The following is a 20,362-nucleotide window of genomic DNA, read 5'->3' on the forward strand; positions in this document are numbered from 1 at the left end:
GCGCAAACGGTACAGCGCAAGCCGCACCGCTGGAAAATTGGCCGCAATTTTAGCGGGTTATGCGCGCGTGTCTACCCGAAAAAAACACCCTTAACGGCCGCGCCGTTATCTTGTTGTCAAGTTGACGCCGTGTAGGGCGCGCCTCGCTCGCGCAAACGGTGGTGACCGATGGCCGCATGGCGTGACTTTTATGCCGGACGGCTAAGGTCGAAGCGCACTCAAGCCGCGAAGCGTTCGACAGTGCACAATAGCTCTCGAAGGCTCTCGAAGGCCGAACGACAGCGCGCCGCAAATCGCGTTATCGCTTCCTGGCCTCGACGCGCCGCCCGCCGCACACGCAGCGGGCACGTGGCTTGCAAGAGGATGCAGTCTTGAACCTCAGGCATCGATGAACACGAATCCGTTCGCATTGCGTCCCAACCGCCGCAGGCGTCTGCCGGGCGATGGGCCGGCACGTCCGCCGCACTGGTTCTCGTTCGTCGGCGCGGGCGCGTTGATCGCGGTCGGCTATATCGATCCGGGCAACTGGGCGACCGCGCTCGGCGCCGGCGCCGGCTACGGCTATCGCCTGCTCGGCATGGTGCTGCTGTCGAGCCTGATGGCAATGCTGCTGCAATGGCTGTCGTCGCGCCTGGGCGTCGTGACCGGGCGCGATCTCGCGCAGGTCTGCCGCGAACGCACGGGCCGCCGCGGCACCCTCTTCCTGTGGCTGACCAGCGAGGTTGCGATCATCGCGTGCGATGTCGCCGAGGTGGTCGGCAGCGCCGTCGCATTGCAAATGCTACTTGGCGTGTCGCTCACGGTCGGGGTGCTGATGTCGGCGGTCTGCACCTTCGCGCTGCTCGCGCTCCAGCAGAAAGGCGGCCGCAAACTGGAAGCGGTGATCGCGGCGCTGATCGGCTTCGTCGGCCTGTGCTTCGTGGTCCAGCTTGCACTGGCGCGCCCGGACTGGCACGCGGCGCTCGCCGGCAGCGTGCCGAGCGTCGAGTTGCTGCGCAATGCGGGCATGGTGTGGCTCGCGGCGGGCATCGTCGGCGCGACGGTGATGCCGCACAACCTCTATCTGCACTCGGCGCTCGTCAAGCATCACGCGCCGGACGGCAGCGACGCGCAGATCAAGGTCGCGCTGCACGTCGTCAATCTGGATACCTTTGGCTCGCTTTCGTTTGCTTTCGTGATCAATGCGGCGCTGCTGATCGTGGCCGCCGCCGTGTTCTATGTGAGCGGCCATCGAGACGTGACCGATCTCGCGGATGCCCACCGCCTGATCGCGCCGCTCGTCGGCACGCATTGGGCCGGCATCCTGTTCGCGGCGGCGCTGCTCGCCTGCGGACTGAGCGCGACCGTCACCGGCACGCTGGCCGGCCAGGCGGTCATGGAAGGCTTTCTGCGCATCCGGCTGCCGCGCTGGAAGCGCGCCCTGCTGACCCGCGGGCTGGCGATCGGACCGGCGCTCTTCGCGGTCGCGCTATTCGGCCAGCACGGTTCCAATCAGTTGCTGGTGGCAAGCCAGGTGGTGCTGAGCCTGCAATTGCCGCTCGCGGTCGTGCCGTTGATCCGCTTCACGTCGGACGCGGCGCTAATGCGCGGCTGGCGCGTGCGCGGCGCGCCGCTCGTGCTCGCGTGGCTGTCCGCCGCGTTCATCATCATGCTCAACGGCGCATTGTTGTGGCAACTGACGTTCGGCAGCTGAAAGACCGTTTCTCGACCAGGCTGTCAATGAAGTGACTTTGTAAGTATTCTCTGAGTATCTCGCCATGACCGGCGACGCTGCCCGCTGCTGCGGCGCGCCGGCCGTGCGGCCTGTTTCCATCTCGGCTGCCGGGTTTCTTGCGGCAGCCGTTTTTGTGCCCATTTTTTGCGCCCTTCAGCGCTTCCGCGCGATCGGTCCGGTGTGCCTTGCACGTGTCGTCTTTCGATGGCTGCCGCGTCCGTTTCGCTCGCTGCCCTTGCTCCAGGACGACAGCCCCATGCGCTTTGACGCCTCGATCGACCGCCTTGCCCGCAACGCCTTCCCTCAGTTTCGTCAACTCATGGCGCGCTTCTCCCGCGTCACGCTGCTCGCCACGCTCGTCGTCTGCGCTGTGCTGTCCGGCGAGGCGCGCGCAACGGTCGCGATGCTGCAACCCGCTCGCGTGGCCGCGGCCAACGAGCCGTTGCAGATCACGCTGCTCTACTCCGCCGACGACGCCAAGCCCCTGACCATCACCGTCCCGCCGACCATTCGCGTGACGCTGAGCGCCGGCGAAGTGTCACCACAGCCGCTCGATTTGCAGCGCGAAGCGGGCGTGCCGGACACGTTGCATCTGCGCTCGGGACAATTCCGCAAAGTGCGTTTCTCGGCGCCCTGGCCGCAGTCGGCGCGTGGCGAGGTGCGCATCGACCCAGTGGGTTTCGATGCGTCGCCGGCGCTCGTCGCGATCAATCGCGGACCGCAGCAGGACGCGATTGCCCAGGCGGAACGCGCGGAAACTCAAGCGACCACGCCCGCTGAAGCCGCGGCGACGGCAGCCGTGGTCGGCGGCCCGACCGGCGACGCGATCTCGCCGCCTGGCGACTCGCTCGCGACCACGGGACGCGGCGTGCTCTCGCACCTCTCCTATTACGATCCGATGTACATCGCCTTCGGTCACAACGGCGACACGAACGCGCGGCTGCAATTGAGCTTCAAATACCGCATCCTGATACCGGACGATTTGCGCTCGAAGGCCTTCCTCGACAACCTGTACTTCGCGTACACGCAAACTTCGATCTGGGATCTGTCCGCCGATTCGCGCCCGTTCCGCGACACGACCTACTCGCCGCAATTGTTCTACTACGTGCCGGATACCGGCTGGCAGAGCCCGTTCTTCACTCGCATGGGTTTTGCGGCAGGCGTCGCGCACGAATCGAATGGCAAGGCCGGAGCGGACTCGCGCAGCATCAACATGCCATTCATCCGGCCGACCTGGGAATTCGGCGATCTGACGGCCAACCACCTGAGCGTGTCGCCGAAGATCTACTACTACCTCGGCACGAGCAGCAACCCCGATATCGCCGACTATCGCGGCTACGTCGACTTGCTGGTCAAATACGGCAGTCCGGACGGCTGGCAACTGGCGACCACGCTGCGCAAAGGCACCAAGCACTGGTACGGCAGCGTGGATACGCAATTCACCTATCCGCTCGCCAAACTGCTGGGCAGCGCGTGGGGCGGCTATGTCTGGGTGGGCTACTTCAACGGCTACGGCGAGGACCTGCTCGACTACAACAACCGTCAGCACTGGATGGCGCGGATCGGCTACAGCATCGCGCGCTGACACGAGCGGGCGCTACCGTGTCTCGAAACATGCGGCAAAACGTGCGGCGGATGCTGCCAACCGTGCGCGAACCGCAGCCATGCCGGTCGCGTACGGCGAGGCGCATCGCGCGCATCGGTTAACATAGCGGAACTTCGCTTCTCCGCCCCAAGGTTTCCGATGGCCTCGAATCTCCACGATCTTCCCGACAGCCCGTGCATCGGCGTCTGTTCCACGCTGTTCGACGACGTCTGCAAAGGCTGCGGCCGCACTGCCACCGAGGTGTCCAACTGGGTTTTCCTGAGCGACGAGGAAAAGCGCGCCGTGTGGGTTCGCATCGAGCAGGAAGGCTCGGCGATGCGCTTTGCGAACGACAAGCTATAGGATTGCTTTCCCAGCTTCCCCGGTCGCATGGTTGCGCTCGGGTCGCGCTCAAACTTGAAACCTGAAAGAAAACGCCGAGGCGCGAACCGCGCCGCGGCGTTCCTGCATGGCGACTACGGCTGATCAAGCGCGCAAGCAACGTGTGACGATCAGAACCGCATCCCGACACCCAACCCAACCACCACCGGATCGATGCTCAAGCGGCCGAGCGCCTGACCGCCGAGCGAAGCATCCGTGTGCATCCAGATCTTCTTGATATCCGCGTTGACGAACAACGACTTGGTGACTTGCACGTCGACGCCCGCCTGCAACGCCGGCCCCCAACTGTGATTGGTGATCGAGATCGGCCGGCCGCCCGCGTTCAGGCCGTTGTTATAGAACAGCGTGTAGTTGAGACCCGCGCCGACATACGGACGAATCCGCCCCGCGTGGTTGAAGTGATATTGCAGCAGCAGCGTGGGCGGCAACACATTCACGCCGCCGAGACCGCCGAGGCTCGAAGTCACTTGATGCCGCGACGTGCCGAGAATCAGCTCGACGCCGAGGTAGTCACGGATCATGTACGTCAGATCCAGCTCCGGCACGATCGCATTGTTCACACCCACGTTGAGCGTGGTCAGCGATCCGGTCGTGCTCACGTTCGGCATGATGCTGATCGCGCGCAAACGCACCAGTACGTCGCCGGCGTGAATGCCGCTCATCGTGTCGTCGCCAGCGGCATGCGCTTGCGGCGCGAGCGCGCCCGCGAACAGCAGGCTCGAAGCGATGACGGTCGTTCTGATTCTGTTTCTGGATGAGTACTTCATGTGCTTCCCCGCTTTGTTTGTTTGCGTGCGGGGATTGTCGAAGTTCTCGTCGCGCGGCAGGTTGACGCGTATCAACCCAGCGAGAATGCCCAGCGCCCTGCGACAGCCGGTCGCGTCGAGCCTGTGAGCAGCAGTTCGAGCAGGTCGTGCACGCTGCGAATCGCCGTGCCGAACGGCAACGCTTCACGGCCGCGGAAGAACAGACCATTTGCCACATCGCCGCGCAATGCCGCCGCGAGCCGTGTGTCGATGCAGAAGTGGCCGAACTTCTCGATACCGTCGCGCCAGCCGCACGCGCTGAGGCATTCGAGCGCAGTCGGACAGACGTGTTTGAGCGCGCCGACTTTTTCGCGGATCTTCGTCTCGTGGCGCAAATAGCGCATCAACCATGGCGTTTTCACGGCGCGCGCGGGCAGTCCCGTCACGCTGACGAATTCGACGATGTCCTCCGGCGTGGCTTCGGCCAGCACGCGCTTGAAGTTCGGATGCGCGTCGCCTTCCTCGGTGACCGCGAACGGAGTGCCGAGCTGCACGCCGCTCGCGCCCGCGCTCAACAACTTACGGACGGCTTCGTGACTATTGATGCCGCCCGCAACGATCAAGGGCACGTCTTGACGGTTCAGGCCGAGCGAGGTGAAGACCGTGTCGAGTTCTTCGAGGATGCGGAAGAAATCGAAGCGTCGATCGTGCTGATCGGCCAGGTTGTTGACGCCGAGATGGCCGCCCGCATGCGCCGGATGTTCGATCACCACCGCGTCGGGCAAACGGCCTTTTTTCATCCACTTCTTCAGCACCAGCGCAACGCCGCGACTGTCCGACAGAATCGGAATCAGCGCAATGTCATGGCCCTGGGTCATGTCCGGCAGATCGAGCGGCAGGCCCGCGCCCATGACGATCGCGTCGGCGCCGCTCTCGCACGCGACGCGCACGTAGTCGGCTTGCGCGCTGAGCGCTTTCATCACGTTGACGGCGATCATGCCGCGGCCTTCGCTCAGTGATTTGGCGGCGTGGATTTCGCGGGCCAGCGCGGTGAGATTGGCTTCTTCCAGCGTGGCCCGATCGGGCGACTCGCGGCAACGTTCGATCAGATCGCGATGATGATGCCGCAAGTCGATACTGGCGATGGTGCCCAGCCCGCCTTCACGGGCGACACTGCCGGCCAGCCGGTGCGCCGAGATGCCGACGCCCATGCCGCCTTGCACGATCGGCAGTAACGAGCGGCCGCGAATGACGAGCGGTGGGAAGGAATGAGAGGTGAGCATGACTGGCCCGATGGCGGATTATCAAAACGCTGATAATCGTCGGTCGGGCGCAGTCTGCGTTGCTTCAGGTCAATGAGCCGGCGAATGTCCAGGTCATGTGTGCTCTTCGGTTGACGTCGGTCAGCTGAATCACGCCTTGAACTGCATGGACTTGAGTTCGAGATACTCTTCGAGTCCGTAGACCCCGTTTTCGCGGCCGAAACCCGACTGCTTGAAACCGCCGAACGGCGCGGCCATGTTCCACGTGCCGCCGTTGATATCGACCTGGCCGGTTCGAATCCGCCGAGCGACGCCGGCGGCACGCTCGTCGCTGCCGGCCCATACCGCGCCGCCGAGACCATACGGCGAATCGTTGGCGATCCGAACGGCTTCCTCTTCGTCCTTATAGGTCAGAATCGACAGCACCGGGCCGAAGATTTCTTCTTGCGCGATCGTCGCCTTGGGATGCACGCGGCCGAACACGGTCGGCTTGACGAAGAAGCCTTTCGATAGTCCATCAGGCAAGCCCGCGCCGCCCGTCACCAGGTCGGCGCCCTCCTCGATCCCCTTCGCGATGTACTGCTGCACGCGCGCCTGCTGTGCCGCCGACGCCAACGGGCCGAGACGTGTCGTTTCATTGCGCGGATCGCCGGCGACGTAGGCCTCGGCGGCCTGCTTCGCCAGCGCGCGTGCTTCGTCGTAGCGCGATTCGGGCACCAGCATGCGCGTATGCGCCGAACAGGTTTGCCCGGAGTTCAGGAAGCACGCGCTGACCGTGCCTTTCACCGCCGCGGCAAAATCCGCATCGTCGAGAATCACCGACGCCGACTTGCCGCCGAGTTCGAGCGCCACGCGCTTGACCGTCGCCGAAGCCAGCTCGGACACACGTTTGCCGGCGCGAGTCGAGCCGGTGAACGAGACCATATCGACCGACGGATGGCTCGCCAGCACCTCGCCCACCACCGGTCCATAACCGCTCACGAGATTGAACACGCCGGCCGGCAGCCCGGCTTCGTGGATCGCCTCGGCCAGCACGAACGCATTCAGCGGCGCAATCTCCGACGGCTTGAGCACCACCGTGCAACCTGCGGCGAGCGCGGCCGCGACCTTTAGCGTGACCTGGTTGAGCGGATAGTTCCACGGCGTGATCGCCGCCACCACGCCGACCGGTTCGCGCACCACCAGCGAATTTCCGACGCGTTCCTCATACTGGAATTCGCTCGCGAGCTTCGCGTACGCGCCCCAGTTGTAGACGGGGCCGCCCACCTGAATGGCGCGCGCGAGCTTCAGCGGCATGCCGACTTCGCCCGCGATCAAGCCGGCCAGTTCGTCGGTGCGCGCTTTCAGGTTCGCGGCGATCTTGCGCAGATATTCGCCGCGCTCGGCGGCGGGCGTCGCGGCCCAGCCGTCGAACGCCACGCGGGCGGCGGCGATCGCGCTTTCGGCATCGGCCTCGACGCCTTCAGGGATGCGGCCCATGATCTCTTCCGTGCCCGAGTCGATCACGTCGATCGTGCCGGTGCCGCACGGTGCGATCCACTTGCCGTCGATATAGAGTTGCTCGTAGGTCTTCATGATGGTCGGTCCCTGTCTGTGTCTCCGGAATGGTCTTCTATTCTAACCAGCGCTGTGGGGAAGGCCGATGCGCGAGGCGCGTGCCATGAAAAAAGCCCGCTTCGAAGAAGCGGGCTTTGCGGGTGCAACGTGATGCGGCGAAGAGTGGCTCCTCGGGCCGTGGCAGTCTCAGAAGCCCAGCGTACGTGCAGACGCGGCGACGAATAAACCACGCAATCGGGTAGCCAGCCGCGCTTCGCTCGCTTACTATCCGACTTCATAAGAAAGTGCCGCCCTCCGGCGCGCGCATCGTCGAGACCAACCATGAACCCCACACGACACACCGAACTTCGGCTGATTGCCGCATTGCTTGCTATCGGTATCACGGCAAGTCCCACGCATGCGGCTGAGTCTTCGGCGGAAGCCACATCTGAGACCGAACTCAACACCACGGCAGCGCCACACTCGGCGGTTAATCTCCCAGGCGGTCTCGGTGACTTCTGCTTCTTCGCACATCTCCCGCCCGTGAGCCAGAAATACAGGATCATCAAAGATCTGAAGATCGGCAAGGGCACCTACGGCAGCGTCGAGGACATCCTGCCCAAGATGGCTGAGTACGCCCAGGTGCGCGGTGCGGACGCGATCGTCGAGTACACCGGATCGCAGCGTTTCGGCTTCTGGCCGTGGCGCATGGTCCGCCCGGTAGTGCGCGGCGTTGCCGTGCAGTGGACGGAGCCTAAGCCACCGGGTTGCGAGTCCATCGGCGGCACGAAGTTAAGCACAATCCTGTCGTCGGGTCAGCCGCCCGCGCAGTAGTGCGGCGGGTAGGGCCCCGCGATGCGTCAGTCTTGCTGCACACCCTGATTCAACAGGAAGTCTTCTTGGTTGGCGCCGAAGTCGCTGGGCCGTCGGTCATCATTTCGATGGTGCGATTAGCGAGACCGCTCACGAACTCACGGTCGTGCGACATGGCGCCAATGCATCTTCGAAATCAACCACCCAGAATATGCACGGACTCCATCAACGTGCGTGGGACAAAAAAACCGTCGGGAAATCGTTGGTACTGGATGTAGTACCATCCGGCATCGACAAATGCCAGGTCCCCGCTCGGAAAGCCCCGGCCAGGGGAAAACTTTTATGAATATGCTTTCAATATGGCCTACCCTGGTCATTCTCGGTCTCACGATCCTCATTCTGTCGCCGAAGCGGGCTTTTTCGTTTCTCGATACCGCCCCTGTTGCGCATCAACATCGACTGGATTCGATTGACGGATTGCGTGGGATTCTTGCTTCAGCGGTTGTATTTCATCACTTTGTGATGACCGCATACAACATGAAGCAAGGAACATCCGGGTTGCCGCCATCACCTTTCTATGCGTTCATTGGGCCAGGTGCAGTGTCGATTTTCTTCATGATTACCGGGTATTTGTTTTGGGGACGCCTGCTTGATCGCCAGGGAAACATTAAATGGCTTGAGCTGTATATCAATCGCGCATTCCGGATTTACCCTCTCTACCTGCTGCTGATTGTCGCGTATTTTATATTTGTCATTCGTCATGTGGGCATCGCTACCGCTCAGACGCATGGTGAAACGGTTGCACAACTCTCGCAATGGCTTTTTTTCGGCCTCGTCAATCAACCTATCCCATTTCTCAAACATCCTGAGTATCTGGGGGTAGTCGGACAAACGTGGAGCCTTCATTACGAATGGCTCTTCTATATGTCACTTCCGCTGCTCGCAATTGTCGCCCGCGAAAAGGCTACGGTTGCAATCACCGCTTCAACCTTGATCGTTTTGCTCTTTGGCAGTGGTGTGGTCGACGATCTGAACGTCGTCTTCATCGAGCACTTTGTAATCGGAATGCTCACGGCGAGCCTGCTTCGCTCATACCCCAAACTTAGGGGACATGGTGTTATTCGCTCAGTTTTCGCGATTGTCGCCGTTGCCTCGGCAATCTTCCTTTCCGGTAGCCCTTATTCGAAGCTCGGAACCGTTCTTCTTGGCATATCTTTCTTTCTCGTGGCTTCAGGTGCTTCGGTATTTGGAATATTGACCGCCTCGGGCACGAAGCGGCTTGGCAATGTGAGTTACAGCATTTACCTGTTGCATGGGCTGGTTATCAATGTCCTGATGCAATTCCCCCGTTACAACGCGAATCTTGTATTCACCGTCCAAAGATTCTGGCTCGTTACGTTTCTGACCTATGGTTGTATCATCGCTATCTCGATTGCTACCTATTACGTCATAGAGCGAGGCGGCATTCGCCTGGGGCGCCGGGTCATTCAACATCTTCCGACCGGCGCCACAAGATCGAGCAGCGTGCTGGTCGAATAGCATCGGGCCCGATGGGCCGCCAGCAATAAAAAAAAGGCGTGCAACCGTTTCGAGTTGCACGCCTCTGATAGTCAGAAAACCGACGATTTACTGCACGCCCTGGCTCAGCAAAAAGTCTTCGTAATTGCCACCAAAGTCGTTCAACGTGCCATTGGTCTTCACTTCGATGACGCGATTCGCCAGACCGCTCACGAACTCACGGTCGTGCGACACGAAAATCAGCGTGCCTTCGAACTTGTCGAGCGCGATCTGCAGCGACTCGATCGATTCCATGTCCATGTGGTTGGTCGGCTCGTCCATCAGCAGCACGTTGTGGCGGCCCAGCATCAGCTTGCCCCAGATCATGCGGCCCTTCTCGCCGCCGGAGAGCACCTTGACCGACTTGCGGATGTCGTCGGCATTGAACAGCAGCCGGCCGAGCGTGCCGCGCACCATCTGCTCGTCGTCGCCTTCCTTGCGATAGCCGTCGATCCAGTCCATCAGCGTGACGTCGTCCGGAAACTCTTCGTACGTGTCCTGCGGCATGTAGCCGACGTTCGCGTTCTCGGCCCACTTCACCGTGCCGTGATCGAGCTCCAGCCTGCCCAGCAGCGAGCGCAGCAGCGTGGTCTTGCCCGCGCCGTTCTCGCCGATGATCGCGATACGCTCGCCCGGCTGCACGCTGATGCTGAAGTCGTTGAAAATGCTGCGCTCATACTTCTTCGAGATCTTGTCGGCCACCACCGCGATGTTGTGCAGCTTCTTCTCGTACTCGAAGCGAATGAACGGGTTCTGCCGCGACGACGGCTTGAATTCCTCGATCTTGATCTTGTCGATCATCTTCAGGCGGCTGGTGGCCTGACGCGCCTTCGACTTGTTCGCCGAGAAGCGGCGCACGAAGTCCTGCAGATCGGCCACACGTTCCTTCGCCTTCGCGTTGGCGTTCTGCTGACGCTCGCGCGCCTGCGTGCTCGCCAGCATGTAGTCGTCGTAGTTGCCCGGATAGACCTTCAGCGTGCCGAAGTCCATGTCGGCCATGTGCGTGCAAACCTGGTTCAGGAAGTGTCGATCGTGCGAGATGATGATCATCGTCGAGTTGTACTGGTTGAGCACGTCTTCCAGCCAACGGATCGAGTTGATGTCCAGGTTGTTGGTCGGCTCGTCCAGCAGCAGCACGTCCGGCTTCGAGAACAGCGCCTGCGCGAGCAGCACGCGCAGTTTCCAGCCGGGCGCCACGTTGCTCATCGGGCCATTGTGGTCCTCGATCGCAATGCCGATGCCGAGCAGCAGTTCGCCCGCGCGCGCTTCGGCGGTGTAGCCGTCGTACTCGGCGAACTTCGCTTCGAGTTCGGCGGCGTGCATGTAGTCGTCGTCCGTCGCGTCGGGGTTCGCGTAGATCGCGTCGCGCTCGGTCATGGCGGCCCACATTTCCGTGTGGCCCATCATCACGACGTCGAGCACGCGCACGTCTTCGTAAGCGAACTGGTCCTGGCGCAGCTTACCGAGGCGCACGTTCGGCTCGAGCATGACGCTGCCCGAACTCGGCTCCAGGTCGCTGCCCAGAATCTTCATGAAGGTGGATTTGCCGCAGCCGTTCGCACCGATCAGGCCATAGCGGTTCCCTTCCCCGAATTTGACCGAGATGTTCTCGAAGAGGGGCTTTGGCCCGAATTGCATGGTGATATTGGCGGTAGACAGCACGGCGCGTCCCTTTGAATGTGATATCGGCGAAAAACCTAACATTCTAGCAGGTTATCGCGAATTCAACCCGCACGCGCGTCGCGCTACCGGGTTTGGGCGCCGCGCGGCGTCTGCAAAACGTCGATGAAGGCCGACAGGTCGGCCTCGCCGAGCCCCATCGCCGCGCCGAGCCGCAGCAATTGCTGGACCGTCGACGACACCGGCATCGGCGTGCCCGTCTCGTACGCGGTGGCCGCCACCGTGTCGATATCTTTCTGAAAGGTCCGAAACGCGCCGATCGGCGCGAGGCCGCTTTGCGTCATGCGCGGCACGAACGTCTGCAGCAGCACCGAATCGGCCCAGCCGCCGGCGAGACCCTCAGTCAGCCGGGAGGCGTCGAGGCCGCTGCGCTGCGCGAGGCTCACCGCCTCGGCAATCGCCGCCAGCGTCGCGGTGACGATGGCCTGATTGCACAGCTTCGCGGTCTGGCCCGCGCCAACGTCGCCCATGTGCGTGACACGCGCGGCGTAGGCGCTGAGCAGCGGTTTGACGGCCTCGACGTCCGCTGCGGCGCCGCCCGCCATGACCGCCAGCGTGCCGGCCGTCGCGCCGGCCACGCCGCCGGACACCGGCGCGTCGATCCAGCCGACGCTGCCGACCGCCTCGCGCTCGCCCTCGCCTGCGTCCGCGCGAACCGCCGTTAGCGCCGCCGCGCGCTGCGCGAAGGCGCGCGTCGCGGCCGGCGGAATGCTGGAGTGATCGACGATCCAGCGCAACCGGCCCGGTACGGGCACATCGGCGCTCAGCAGGCCCGCGGCGCCGAACACGGTTTGCTCCACTGCCGCCGCGTCCGCCACGCACAGCAGCACGGCTTCACACCGTGCGACGAGTTCGCGCGGTGTCTCGACCACTTGAGCGCCGTCCGCCAGCAGCACTTCCGCCTTGGCCCGCGTGCGATTCCAGACATGCACCGTATGCCCCGCGCGCAGCAGATGCCGGATCATCGGCGCGCCCATCAAACCAGGACCGCAAAAACCAATTTCCACTTTGGAACCTCGTCGCATGTCAGATTGAGTTGCGCGGACATGATAACGGCGGCGTCCCGCCACCGCATACCGGGCACGGCATGTGCGGCATGACTTGCTCACGCGGGGGCCGTTCGCGGCGCTTCCGTTGCCTATACTTTTTGAACACCAACGAAGATCAAAGGAGGAAGTCCATGTCCGAACACGTCTATAAACAGATCGAACTGACCGGCTCGTCGACCAAATCGATCGACGACGCCATCAGCACGGCAATCGCGAAAGCGTCGAAGACGCTGCGCAATCTGCACTGGTTCGAAGTGACGGAAACGCGGGGCCAGATCGAAAACGACAAGGTGGCGTATTGGCAGGTGACCATCAAGGTTGGTTTGCGCATCGACTGATGTGCCGGCCGCCTGGCCATCGGCGCGTTAAAAACCCAAGGCAAAAAAAGCTGCGTCCGTACAGGACGCAGCTCCTCAAAGCAGCGGTTGCTGAGACCGCCGCCTGGTCGACCTTTGGCGGCGTTACTTCGGCAGAGTGCCGTCCACGCCTTCCACATACCAGTTCAGGCGTTGCAGTTCCGGATCGGTCAGCGTCTTGCCGGCCGGCACCTTCACCGCGCCGGATTGATCCTTGAGCGGACCCGTGAACACGTCCCACTTGCCGCCCGCCAGTTCGTCGCGCTTGGCCGCGACCTGCTTCTGCGCGTCAGCCGGAATCGCGGACGTGTTCAGATCTTCCAGGTTGACGGCTTTCTGCGGAATGCCCCACCACACCGGATCGTTCTTCCACTTGCCATCCAGCACCTGCTGGATCGCCGCGTTGTAATAGACACCCCAGTGCGCGACCACCGAACCGAGGTGCGCGTCAGGACCGAACTTCTTCATATCCGAATCCCAGCCGAACGCGTGCACGTGCTTGGCCGACGCCGTGGCGAGCGTGGCGCTCGAATCGGTGTTTTGCAGCAGCACGTCGGCGCCCTGGCCGATCAGCGTTTCAGCCGCCTGCTTTTCCTTGCCCGGATCGAACCAGCTATTGATCCAGATGACCTTGGTGTGCACCTTCGGATTCACCGAGCGCGCGCCGAGCGTGTACGCGTTGATGTTGCGGATCACTTCGGGAATCGGCACCGACGCCACGAAGCCGAGCGTGTTGGTCTTCGTCACGTAGCCCGCGGCGACGCCGGCCAGGTACGCGCCCTGGTACATGCGCACGTCATAGGTGCCGAAGTTCGGCGCTTTCTTGTAGCCGGTTGCGTGCAGGAAAACGGTATCCGGGAAATCCTTCGCGACCTTCAGTTCGAAGTCCTGATAGCCGAAGCTCGAACCGATGATGATCTTGTTGCCCTTGTTCGCCAGATCGCGGAACACGCGCTCGGAGTCGGCCGATTCCGGCACGTTTTCGATGCGCGTGATCTTGATCTTGTTGCCGAACTTCGCTTCTGCTTCCTTCGAGCCCTGATCGTGCGCGAAGGTCCAGCCCGCATCGCCCGGATTGCCCAGGTAGACGAACGCGACGCCCGGCGCATCGGCGGCCTGCGCGCTTTGCGCGAGCGGCGCGGCGAGCGCCAGCGAGGCCGCGCCCCAAGCGAAAGCGGTCAGCAGATTTCTTCTCTTCATGTTTTCTCCTGTCGTGTTTATCGAATGATGTGAAAAGCGGAGTCGATGGTCGGTCAGCCCGCCGAGAAAAACGGTTTGCCCAGCGAGGCCGGCGCATTCAGACGGATCGTGTTCGGATTGCGCGAAATCAGCACCAGCACGACGACCGTCGCGACGTACGGCAGCATCGCGAGAAATTGCGTCGGCACCGGCACGCCGATCGCCTGGGCGTAAAACTGCAGGCCCGTCACGGCGCCGAACAGCAGCGCGCCGATCAGCAGGCGCCCCGGGCGCCACGTCGCGAACACGACCAGCGCGAGCGCGATCCAGCCGCGGCCCGAGGTGAGCTGTTCCTGCCACAGGTGCAGATTGACGATCGAGTAGTACCCGCCCGCGAGTCCGGCCATGCCGCCGCCGAACGCCACCGCGCCGTAACGCACACCGATCACCGGAAAGCCGACCGAGTGCGCGACCTGCGGCGATTCGCCGACCGAGCGCAGCACGAGGCCCGCGCGCGTGCGGTACAGGAACCAGCCGATTACCGCGAACATCAGGAACGCGAGGTAATCGAGCGGCGTGAGGCTGAAGAACGCTGGACCGAGCACCGGGATCTTCGAGAGGCCGGGAATCGTCCACGTGTCGATGGTCGCGCGCACCGCAGCCGACGTGTACGGCTTGCCGACGTACGCCGAGAGGCCGATGCCGAAGATCGTCAGCGAGAGACCCGTGGCGACCTGATTGGCGAGCATGGTGAGCGTGAGAAACGCAAACAGCAGCGACATCGCGAGACCGGCGCCGATCGCGGCAAGCACGCCGAGCCACGGGCTGCCGGTGATCGCGGTGACCGCGTAGCCGGTCACAGCGCCCATCAGCATCATGCCTTCGACGCCGAGGTTGAGGACGCCCGATTTTTCGGTGACGAGTTCGCCCGCGCCCGCGAACATCAGCGGAATCGCGGCGGTGACGGCGCTCGATGTGAGCGAGCTGGCTTGTTGAATGTCCATGTGGATCCGGCGATAAATCAGTGAGCGAATGTCAGAGAGCTGATCAGTGAACCTGGGCGGCCAGCGTTCGGCGGCGCACGCGGTAGTTCACGAACAGGTCGGCACCCAGCAGGCAGAACAGCAACAGCCCCTGGAACACGCCGGAAAGCGCCTGCGGCAGTTGCATCGAGGTTTGCACGGCTTCGCCGCCGAGGTACAGCAACGCCATCAGCAGGCTCGCGAGCACGATGCCGAGCGGATGCAGCCGCCCCACGAACACGACGATGATCGCGGTGAAGCCGTAACCCGGCGACCACGTGGCCTGCAACTGCCCGATCGGACCGGAGATCTCGCCCATGCCGGCGAGGCCGGCGAGACCGCCGCTGATCAGCAGCGACGTCCAGATGGTCTTCTTGTCGGAGAAGCCGGCGTAGCGTGCGGCGAGCGGCGCGAGACCGCCGACGTTCATGCGGTAGCCCGCGAAGCTCTTGCGCATGAAAACCCACACGAGCGGAATCGCGATCAGCGTGACGAACACCGATGCGTTCAGACGCGTGCCGCGCAGCCATTTCCAGTGCCAGTCGCCGGAGAAGGTCGGATAGAGCGCGTCGCCGCTGAACATCTCCGAGAGTGGGAAGTTCATGCCCTGCGGATCGCGCCACGGGCCGCTCACCAGGTAGATCAGCAGTTGCGTGGCCACATACGTGAGCATCAGGCTGACGAGAATCTCGTTGGTGTTGAAGCGGCTTTTGAGCAGCGCCGGAATCGCCGCCCACGCCATGCCGCCGAGCACGCCGGCAATCATCATGGTCGGCAAAATCCACCAGCCGGTGGCCTGATCGAAATAGATCGCGACGCCGCTCGCGGCGATGCCGCCGAGCAGCATTTGCCCTTCGGCGCCGATGTTCCAGACGTTGGCGCGATAGCCGATGGCGAGACCCAAGCCGATCAGGCACAACGGCGATGCCTTCAGCAGCAGCTCGGACCAGCCGTTCACGCTGGACAGCGGTTCGATGAAAAACGCGTGCATGGCCTGCAGCGGATCGCGGCCGACGAGGCTGAAGATCAGAAAGCCGATCGCGAGCGTGAGCAACGCGGCGATCAGCGGCACGGCGAGCTGCATGGTGCGCGAAGGCGTCGTGCGTGCTTCGAGTCGATACGGAAGAATCATGGGTAGCGTGTGATTGATATGGTTCTCGTTCTGATGCCGGGCGACGTCACGCGTATTCGCGCGACAGACGCCCGCTCAGGCATGCGCCGGTTGTTCCGCCGAAGGCGCTGCGCCCTCGCGATCGCCGAACAGCCCCGCCATCCAGCGGCCGATTTCCTCGGCGTTGGTCGCTCCCGTGGCGCGTACCGGCGAGAGTCTGCCGCCTGCCAGCACCGCGATGCGATCGCAGATGTCGAACAACTCTTCTAACTCCTCCGAGATCACCAGAATCGCCACACCGCGCGCCGACAGATCGAGCAACTGCTGGCGAATGAACGCCGCCGCGCCGACGTCGACGCCCCACGTAGGCTGCGCGACCACCAGCACCTTGGGCGCCTGCAGAATCTCGCGGCCCATGATGTATTTCTGCAGATTGCCGCCCGACAGACTTTGCGCGAGCGCTTCCGAGCCGCCGCAGCGCACGTCGAAAGCGTCGATGCAGCGCTTCGCAAACGCGCGCATCGCGCCGGCCTTGATCCAGCCCGAACTCACCATCTGTTGACGATGCGCGGTGAGCAGCGCGTTTTCCGACAGCGTCATGGCCGGCACCGCGCCGCGGCCAAGACGCTCTTCCGGCACGAAGCCGAAGCCGAGCGCGCGTCGGCCGCCTGCGCCGAGGCGTCCCGCCGCCTTGCCGCAAATCGTGACCGCGTCGGCACGCACGCCGCGCTTTTCGCCCGACAGCGCCGACAGCAGTTCCGCCTGTCCATTGCCCGAGACGCCCGCGATGCCGAAGATCTCGCCCGCATGCACGCCGAACGACACGTCACGCAGCGAGGTGCCGAACGGGTCGTCGCTTTCCACCGAGAGTTGCTTCACGTCGAGCAGCACCGCGCCCGGGTTGTGTTCGCGCCGCGTGTAATCCGGCAGCGAATGGCCGACCATCAATTGAGCGAGCGACGCGTGGGTTTCGCCCTTCGGCTTCACGTGACCGGTCACGCGGCCGCCGCGCATCACCGTTGCGGTGTCGCACAGTTCCTGGATTTCGTCGAGCTTGTGGCTGATGTAGAGAATGCTGCAGCCTTCGGCGGCGAGCCGCCGCAGCGTCTCGAACAGTTTGCGGACCGCTTGCGGCGTCAGCACCGAAGTCGGCTCGTCCATGATCAGCAGACGCGGGTTCTGCAGCAGACAGCGCACGATCTCGACGCGTTGCCGCTCGCCCACTGTCAGACTATGCACGTGACGCTGCGGGTCGATGTCGAGCCCGTAGTCGGCCGAGACTTCGCGGATGCGCTTGGACAGCGTCTTCAGATCGAACGGTTCGTCGAGTGCGAGCGCGATGTTTTCGCCGACCGTGAGCGTCTCGAACAGCGAAAAATGCTGGAACACCATGCCGATGCCGAGCTTGCGCGCCGCCGCCGGATTGGCGATCTCGACCGTCTGGCCTCCCCAGCGAATCTCGCCGGCGTCGGGCCGCACCGCGCCGTAGATGATTTTCATCAGCGTGCTTTTGCCGGCGCCATTTTCGCCGAGCACGGCATGGATCTCGCCCGGCGCGACGATCAACGTGACGTCGTCGTTGGCTCGCACGGCCGGGTATTGTTTGGTGATGCCTTGAAGCACCAACCGGGGCGCCGCCTGTTCCGGCCTGTCTGCCGGCTGCGCGGCGGCGCCGTCGCTATAAGAAGAGTCGCTCATGTGATTCCGTAGTACGTCAGTGACTGCCGGTTACAGCGCGTCCGTCCACCTTGCCGGCGGCCGATCCGTCACCACAACCGGATGACAATACCTAATTCGACCCAGTCAGTCGAGCCGCCAAAATTCCCCGCAAACCCGCGCCGCAGCGCGCTCTGCGGGTATCCCACTCTTGACGCGGCGTCTCGTTCATATTAAAAGTCATATACCCCCACGCCCGTTCGATCAGCCAGCACATATATTTCGGAGAAGTCATGAGTCAGCAACGCGAGGCGATCGATACGTATCTATTACGCGTCTTGCACACCCTCTTGATGGAACGCAGCGTCACGCGCGCGGCCGTCAAACTGAATCAATCGCAACCCGCCATCAGCGCGGCGCTGCGCCGTTTGCGCGACATCACCGGCGACCCGCTGCTGGTGCGCGGCAAATCCGGCATGGTGCCGACGGAATACGGCCTGCGCCTGCTCGAACCGGTGCAGAACGCGCTGCGCGAGATCGAACGCATCAAGTTTCAGCAGCACAACTTCGATCCGGCCACGTCCATCCGTTGCTACCGGATCGGCTGCCCGGACTACCTGAACGTGCTGTTCGTGCCGACGGTGGTCGAACGCTTTCGCCAGGCCGCGCCGAACGCGACGCTCGAGTTTCACTCGCTGGGACCGGCCTTCGACTACGAACTCGCGCTCGAGGACGGCAAGCTCGACATCGTGGTCGGCAACTGGCCAGAGCCGCCGGAGCAGTTGCACCTGTCGAACCTGTTCGTCGATCAGATCGTCTGCCTGATGAGCAACACGCATCCGTTCGCCAAACGCGGCGGCCTCACGCTCGACCAGTACCTGAATGCGCCGCATCTCGCGCCTACTCCTTATTCGGTGGGCCAGCGCGGCGCGATCGACGTGCACCTCGCGCGCGAGCGCTTAAAGCGTCATGTGGTCGTGACCTTGCCGTACTTCAATCTGGCGCCGTACGTACTGATCAAGTCCGATCTGATCTTCACGACGACGCGTCTCTTTGCCGATTACTACGCCAAGTTCCTGCCGCTCACGGTCGTGCCCGCACCGCTCGATTTTCCGCCGATGCAGTACTACCAGTTGTGGCACGAGCGCGTGCATTACTCCGATGAAGTGCGCTGGTTACGCAGCCTGGTTGCTGAAGCGACCAAGACGTTGATCGACAAGCCTTGAGTCTTTGCGTTTGTGGGTTATCGGCGGTTACGTGTCTCGTCGCCGATAACCTCACCCTCCCCGTTACGCCGCCGCTTCGTAAAGCGTCTTCGCCAACCGGTTGTGCTGCTCGATGACCGGTCCGAGTTCCAGCGTCGTCAACTGCCCTTCCTTCACGACCACCTTGCCGCCGATCACGCTGTAGCTCACTTGTGACGGCGCGCAGAACACGAGCGCCGCGACCGGGTCATGCAACGCGCCCGCGAAGAGCGGCTGACGCAAATCGAACGACACGAAATCCGCCGCCATGCCGGGTGCCAATGCGCCGATGTCGTCGCGATTGAGCACTTTCGCGCCACCGAGCGTCGCGATTTCCAATGCCTCGCGCGCGGTCATCGCATCCGGCCCGAAGCCGACTCGCTGCAACAGCAACGCCTGACGCACTTCGGCGATCATCTGCGCGCCGTCGTTCGACGCCGATCCGTCGACGCCCAAACCCACCGGCACGCCCGCCAGACGCATGCGCTTGACCGGCGCGATGCCCGACGCAAGCCGCATGTTCGAACACGGACAATGCGCAACGCCGGTGCCGGTGCGCGCGAACAGCTCGATGCCCGCGTCGTCGAGTTGCACACAGTGCGCATGCCACACGTCATGACCGACCCAGCCGAGGTCTTCCGCATACTCCGCCGGCGTCATGCCGAACTTCTCCCGGCTATACGCGATGTCGTTGACGTTCTCCGCCAGGTGCGTATGCATCGACACGCCATACCGCCGCGCCATGACCGCCGATTCACGCATCAGATCGCGGCTCACCGAGAATGGCGAGCATGGCGCGACCACCACGCGCAGCATCGCGTAACGGCCTTCGTCGTGGTATGTCTCGATCAGGCGCTGCGTGTCCTTCAGAATGTCCGTTTCACGTTCGACCACCGAATCCGGCGGCAGGCCGCCGTCTTTCTGCCCCACGCTCATGCTGCCGCGCGCCGCGTGAAAACGCATGCCGATCCGGCGCGCCGCCGCAATGCTGTCGTCGAGCCGGCTGCCGTTCGGATAGATATACAAGTGATCGCTCGAAGTCGTGCAACCGGACAGCAACAGCTCGGCCATTGCTGTCAGCGTCGAGACTTCGATCATCTCCGGTGTGAGGTTCGCCCACACCTTGTAGAGGTTGGTCAGCCAGCCGAACAATTCGGCGTTCTGCGCGGCGGGAATCGCGCGCGTCAGGCTCTGATACATGTGGTGGTGCGTGTTCACGAGACCCGGAATCACCAGATGTCCACGCATGTCCAGCACTTCGTCGGCGGTTTGCGGCAGTTCCGCCGTCGGTCCGACCGCGACGATGCGGTTGTCCTCGATATACAGGCCGCCGTCGCGCAGTTCGCGCCGGGCGCCGTCCATCGTAACCAGCACGTCCGCGTGCTTCACCAGCATCGTTTTTTTGGGCTTATTCGTTTGATTAGCCGCTTGTTCCATCGTCATTCGTTTC

17 protein-coding genes are annotated in these 20,362 nt (G+C 63.1%); 7 read left to right on the plus strand and 10 right to left on the minus strand.

All coding sequences use genetic code 11. The features are described from left to right. Positions 1-388 precede the first annotated feature (388 nt). From P0D73_RS07485 to P0D73_RS07495, 3 genes are all read left to right on the plus strand, one after another. Positions 389-1,693, plus strand: coding sequence for an Nramp family divalent metal transporter (locus tag P0D73_RS07485; protein WP_408176147.1), 1,305 nt, complete (start codon positions 389-391; stop codon positions 1,691-1,693). A 277-nt stretch (positions 1,694-1,970) separates the two neighbouring features. Continuing rightward, positions 1,971-3,299, plus strand: coding sequence for a phospholipase A (locus P0D73_RS07490; protein ID WP_408430630.1), 1,329 nt, complete (start codon positions 1,971-1,973; stop codon positions 3,297-3,299). A 159-nt stretch (positions 3,300-3,458) separates the two neighbouring features. Then, positions 3,459-3,662 carry a DUF1289 domain-containing protein gene (locus P0D73_RS07495; RefSeq protein ID WP_132374188.1) on the plus strand — a complete coding sequence of 68 codons (204 nt, stop codon included), beginning with the start codon at positions 3,459-3,461 and terminating at the stop codon, positions 3,660-3,662. A gap of 149 nt (positions 3,663-3,811) precedes the next feature. Here P0D73_RS07495 and P0D73_RS07500 read toward each other — a convergent pair whose 3' ends face one another. The 3 genes from P0D73_RS07500 to P0D73_RS07510 form a co-directional block, all read right to left on the minus strand. After that, positions 3,812-4,468, minus strand: coding sequence for an OmpW/AlkL family protein (locus P0D73_RS07500; protein WP_408430633.1), 657 nt, complete (start codon positions 4,466-4,468; stop codon positions 3,812-3,814). A gap of 71 nt (positions 4,469-4,539) precedes the next feature. Continuing rightward, positions 4,540-5,730 carry an NAD(P)H-dependent flavin oxidoreductase gene (locus tag P0D73_RS07505; RefSeq protein ID WP_408430636.1) on the minus strand — a complete coding sequence of 397 codons (1,191 nt, stop codon included), beginning with the start codon at positions 5,728-5,730 and terminating at the stop codon, positions 4,540-4,542. A gap of 129 nt (positions 5,731-5,859) precedes the next feature. Next, positions 5,860-7,284, minus strand: coding sequence for an aldehyde dehydrogenase family protein (locus P0D73_RS07510; RefSeq protein WP_132374185.1), 1,425 nt, complete (start codon positions 7,282-7,284; stop codon positions 5,860-5,862). A 303-nt stretch (positions 7,285-7,587) separates the two neighbouring features. Here P0D73_RS07510 and P0D73_RS07515 point away from each other — a divergent pair, with 303 nt between their 5' ends. Both P0D73_RS07515 and P0D73_RS07520 read left to right on the plus strand, forming a co-directional pair. Beyond that, a complete protein-coding gene (locus tag P0D73_RS07515; RefSeq protein WP_408430639.1) occupies positions 7,588-8,079 on the plus strand; it encodes a hypothetical protein in 492 nt (163 codons plus the stop codon). A 321-nt stretch (positions 8,080-8,400) separates the two neighbouring features. Then, entirely contained in the window at positions 8,401-9,597 is a 1,197-nt protein-coding gene (locus P0D73_RS07520; protein ID WP_408430641.1) for an acyltransferase family protein, read from the plus strand. Between the two features lie 87 nt (positions 9,598-9,684). On the opposite strand, the gene P0D73_RS07525 is transcribed toward P0D73_RS07520, so the two are convergent. Together P0D73_RS07525 and P0D73_RS07530 are read right to left on the minus strand one after the other, a co-directional pair. Continuing rightward, on the minus strand, positions 9,685-11,277 hold the full coding sequence (locus P0D73_RS07525) for an ABC-F family ATPase (protein WP_408310817.1): 1,593 nt from the start codon (positions 11,275-11,277) through the stop codon (positions 9,685-9,687). 83 nt (positions 11,278-11,360) lie between these two features. After that, positions 11,361-12,302 carry an NAD(P)-dependent oxidoreductase gene (locus P0D73_RS07530; protein WP_408430644.1) on the minus strand — a complete coding sequence of 314 codons (942 nt, stop codon included), beginning with the start codon at positions 12,300-12,302 and terminating at the stop codon, positions 11,361-11,363. A 173-nt stretch (positions 12,303-12,475) separates the two neighbouring features. Between P0D73_RS07530 and P0D73_RS07535 the strand changes: the two genes are divergently transcribed. Next, positions 12,476-12,682, plus strand: a complete 207-nt coding sequence (locus tag P0D73_RS07535; RefSeq protein ID WP_091793652.1) for a dodecin — start codon at positions 12,476-12,478, stop codon at positions 12,680-12,682. Positions 12,683-12,805: 123 nt separating this feature from the next. Here P0D73_RS07535 and P0D73_RS07540 read toward each other — a convergent pair whose 3' ends face one another. From P0D73_RS07540 to P0D73_RS07555, 4 genes are all read right to left on the minus strand, one after another. After that, positions 12,806-13,900 (minus strand): BMP family ABC transporter substrate-binding protein, encoded by a 1,095-nt coding sequence (locus tag P0D73_RS07540; RefSeq protein ID WP_408287450.1) that lies wholly within the window; start codon positions 13,898-13,900, stop codon positions 12,806-12,808. A gap of 53 nt (positions 13,901-13,953) precedes the next feature. Next, complete coding sequence (locus P0D73_RS07545; RefSeq protein ID WP_012433315.1) at positions 13,954-14,883, minus strand: ABC transporter permease; 930 nt, start codon at positions 14,881-14,883, stop codon at positions 13,954-13,956. 43 nt (positions 14,884-14,926) lie between these two features. Continuing rightward, positions 14,927-16,033, minus strand: coding sequence for an ABC transporter permease (locus P0D73_RS07550; RefSeq protein WP_132374181.1), 1,107 nt, complete (start codon positions 16,031-16,033; stop codon positions 14,927-14,929). A gap of 75 nt (positions 16,034-16,108) precedes the next feature. After that, positions 16,109-17,710: an ABC transporter ATP-binding protein gene (locus P0D73_RS07555; RefSeq protein ID WP_408176137.1), complete on the minus strand. Its 1,602-nt coding sequence runs from the start codon at positions 17,708-17,710 to the stop codon at positions 16,109-16,111. 251 nt (positions 17,711-17,961) lie between these two features. Between P0D73_RS07555 and P0D73_RS07560 the strand changes: the two genes are divergently transcribed. Then, positions 17,962-18,894 carry a LysR substrate-binding domain-containing protein gene (locus tag P0D73_RS07560; RefSeq protein ID WP_074764203.1) on the plus strand — a complete coding sequence of 311 codons (933 nt, stop codon included), beginning with the start codon at positions 17,962-17,964 and terminating at the stop codon, positions 18,892-18,894. A 63-nt stretch (positions 18,895-18,957) separates the two neighbouring features. Here the strand turns inward: P0D73_RS07560 and P0D73_RS07565 are convergent, their stop codons facing one another. Further along, complete coding sequence (locus P0D73_RS07565) at positions 18,958-20,355, minus strand: 8-oxoguanine deaminase (RefSeq protein WP_408310811.1); 1,398 nt, start codon at positions 20,353-20,355, stop codon at positions 18,958-18,960. Positions 20,356-20,362: the final 7 nt, after the last annotated feature.

Source organism: Paraburkholderia sp. RL18-101-BIB-B (genome assembly GCF_046026985.1).
GTDB lineage: Bacteria > Pseudomonadota > Gammaproteobacteria > Burkholderiales > Burkholderiaceae > Paraburkholderia.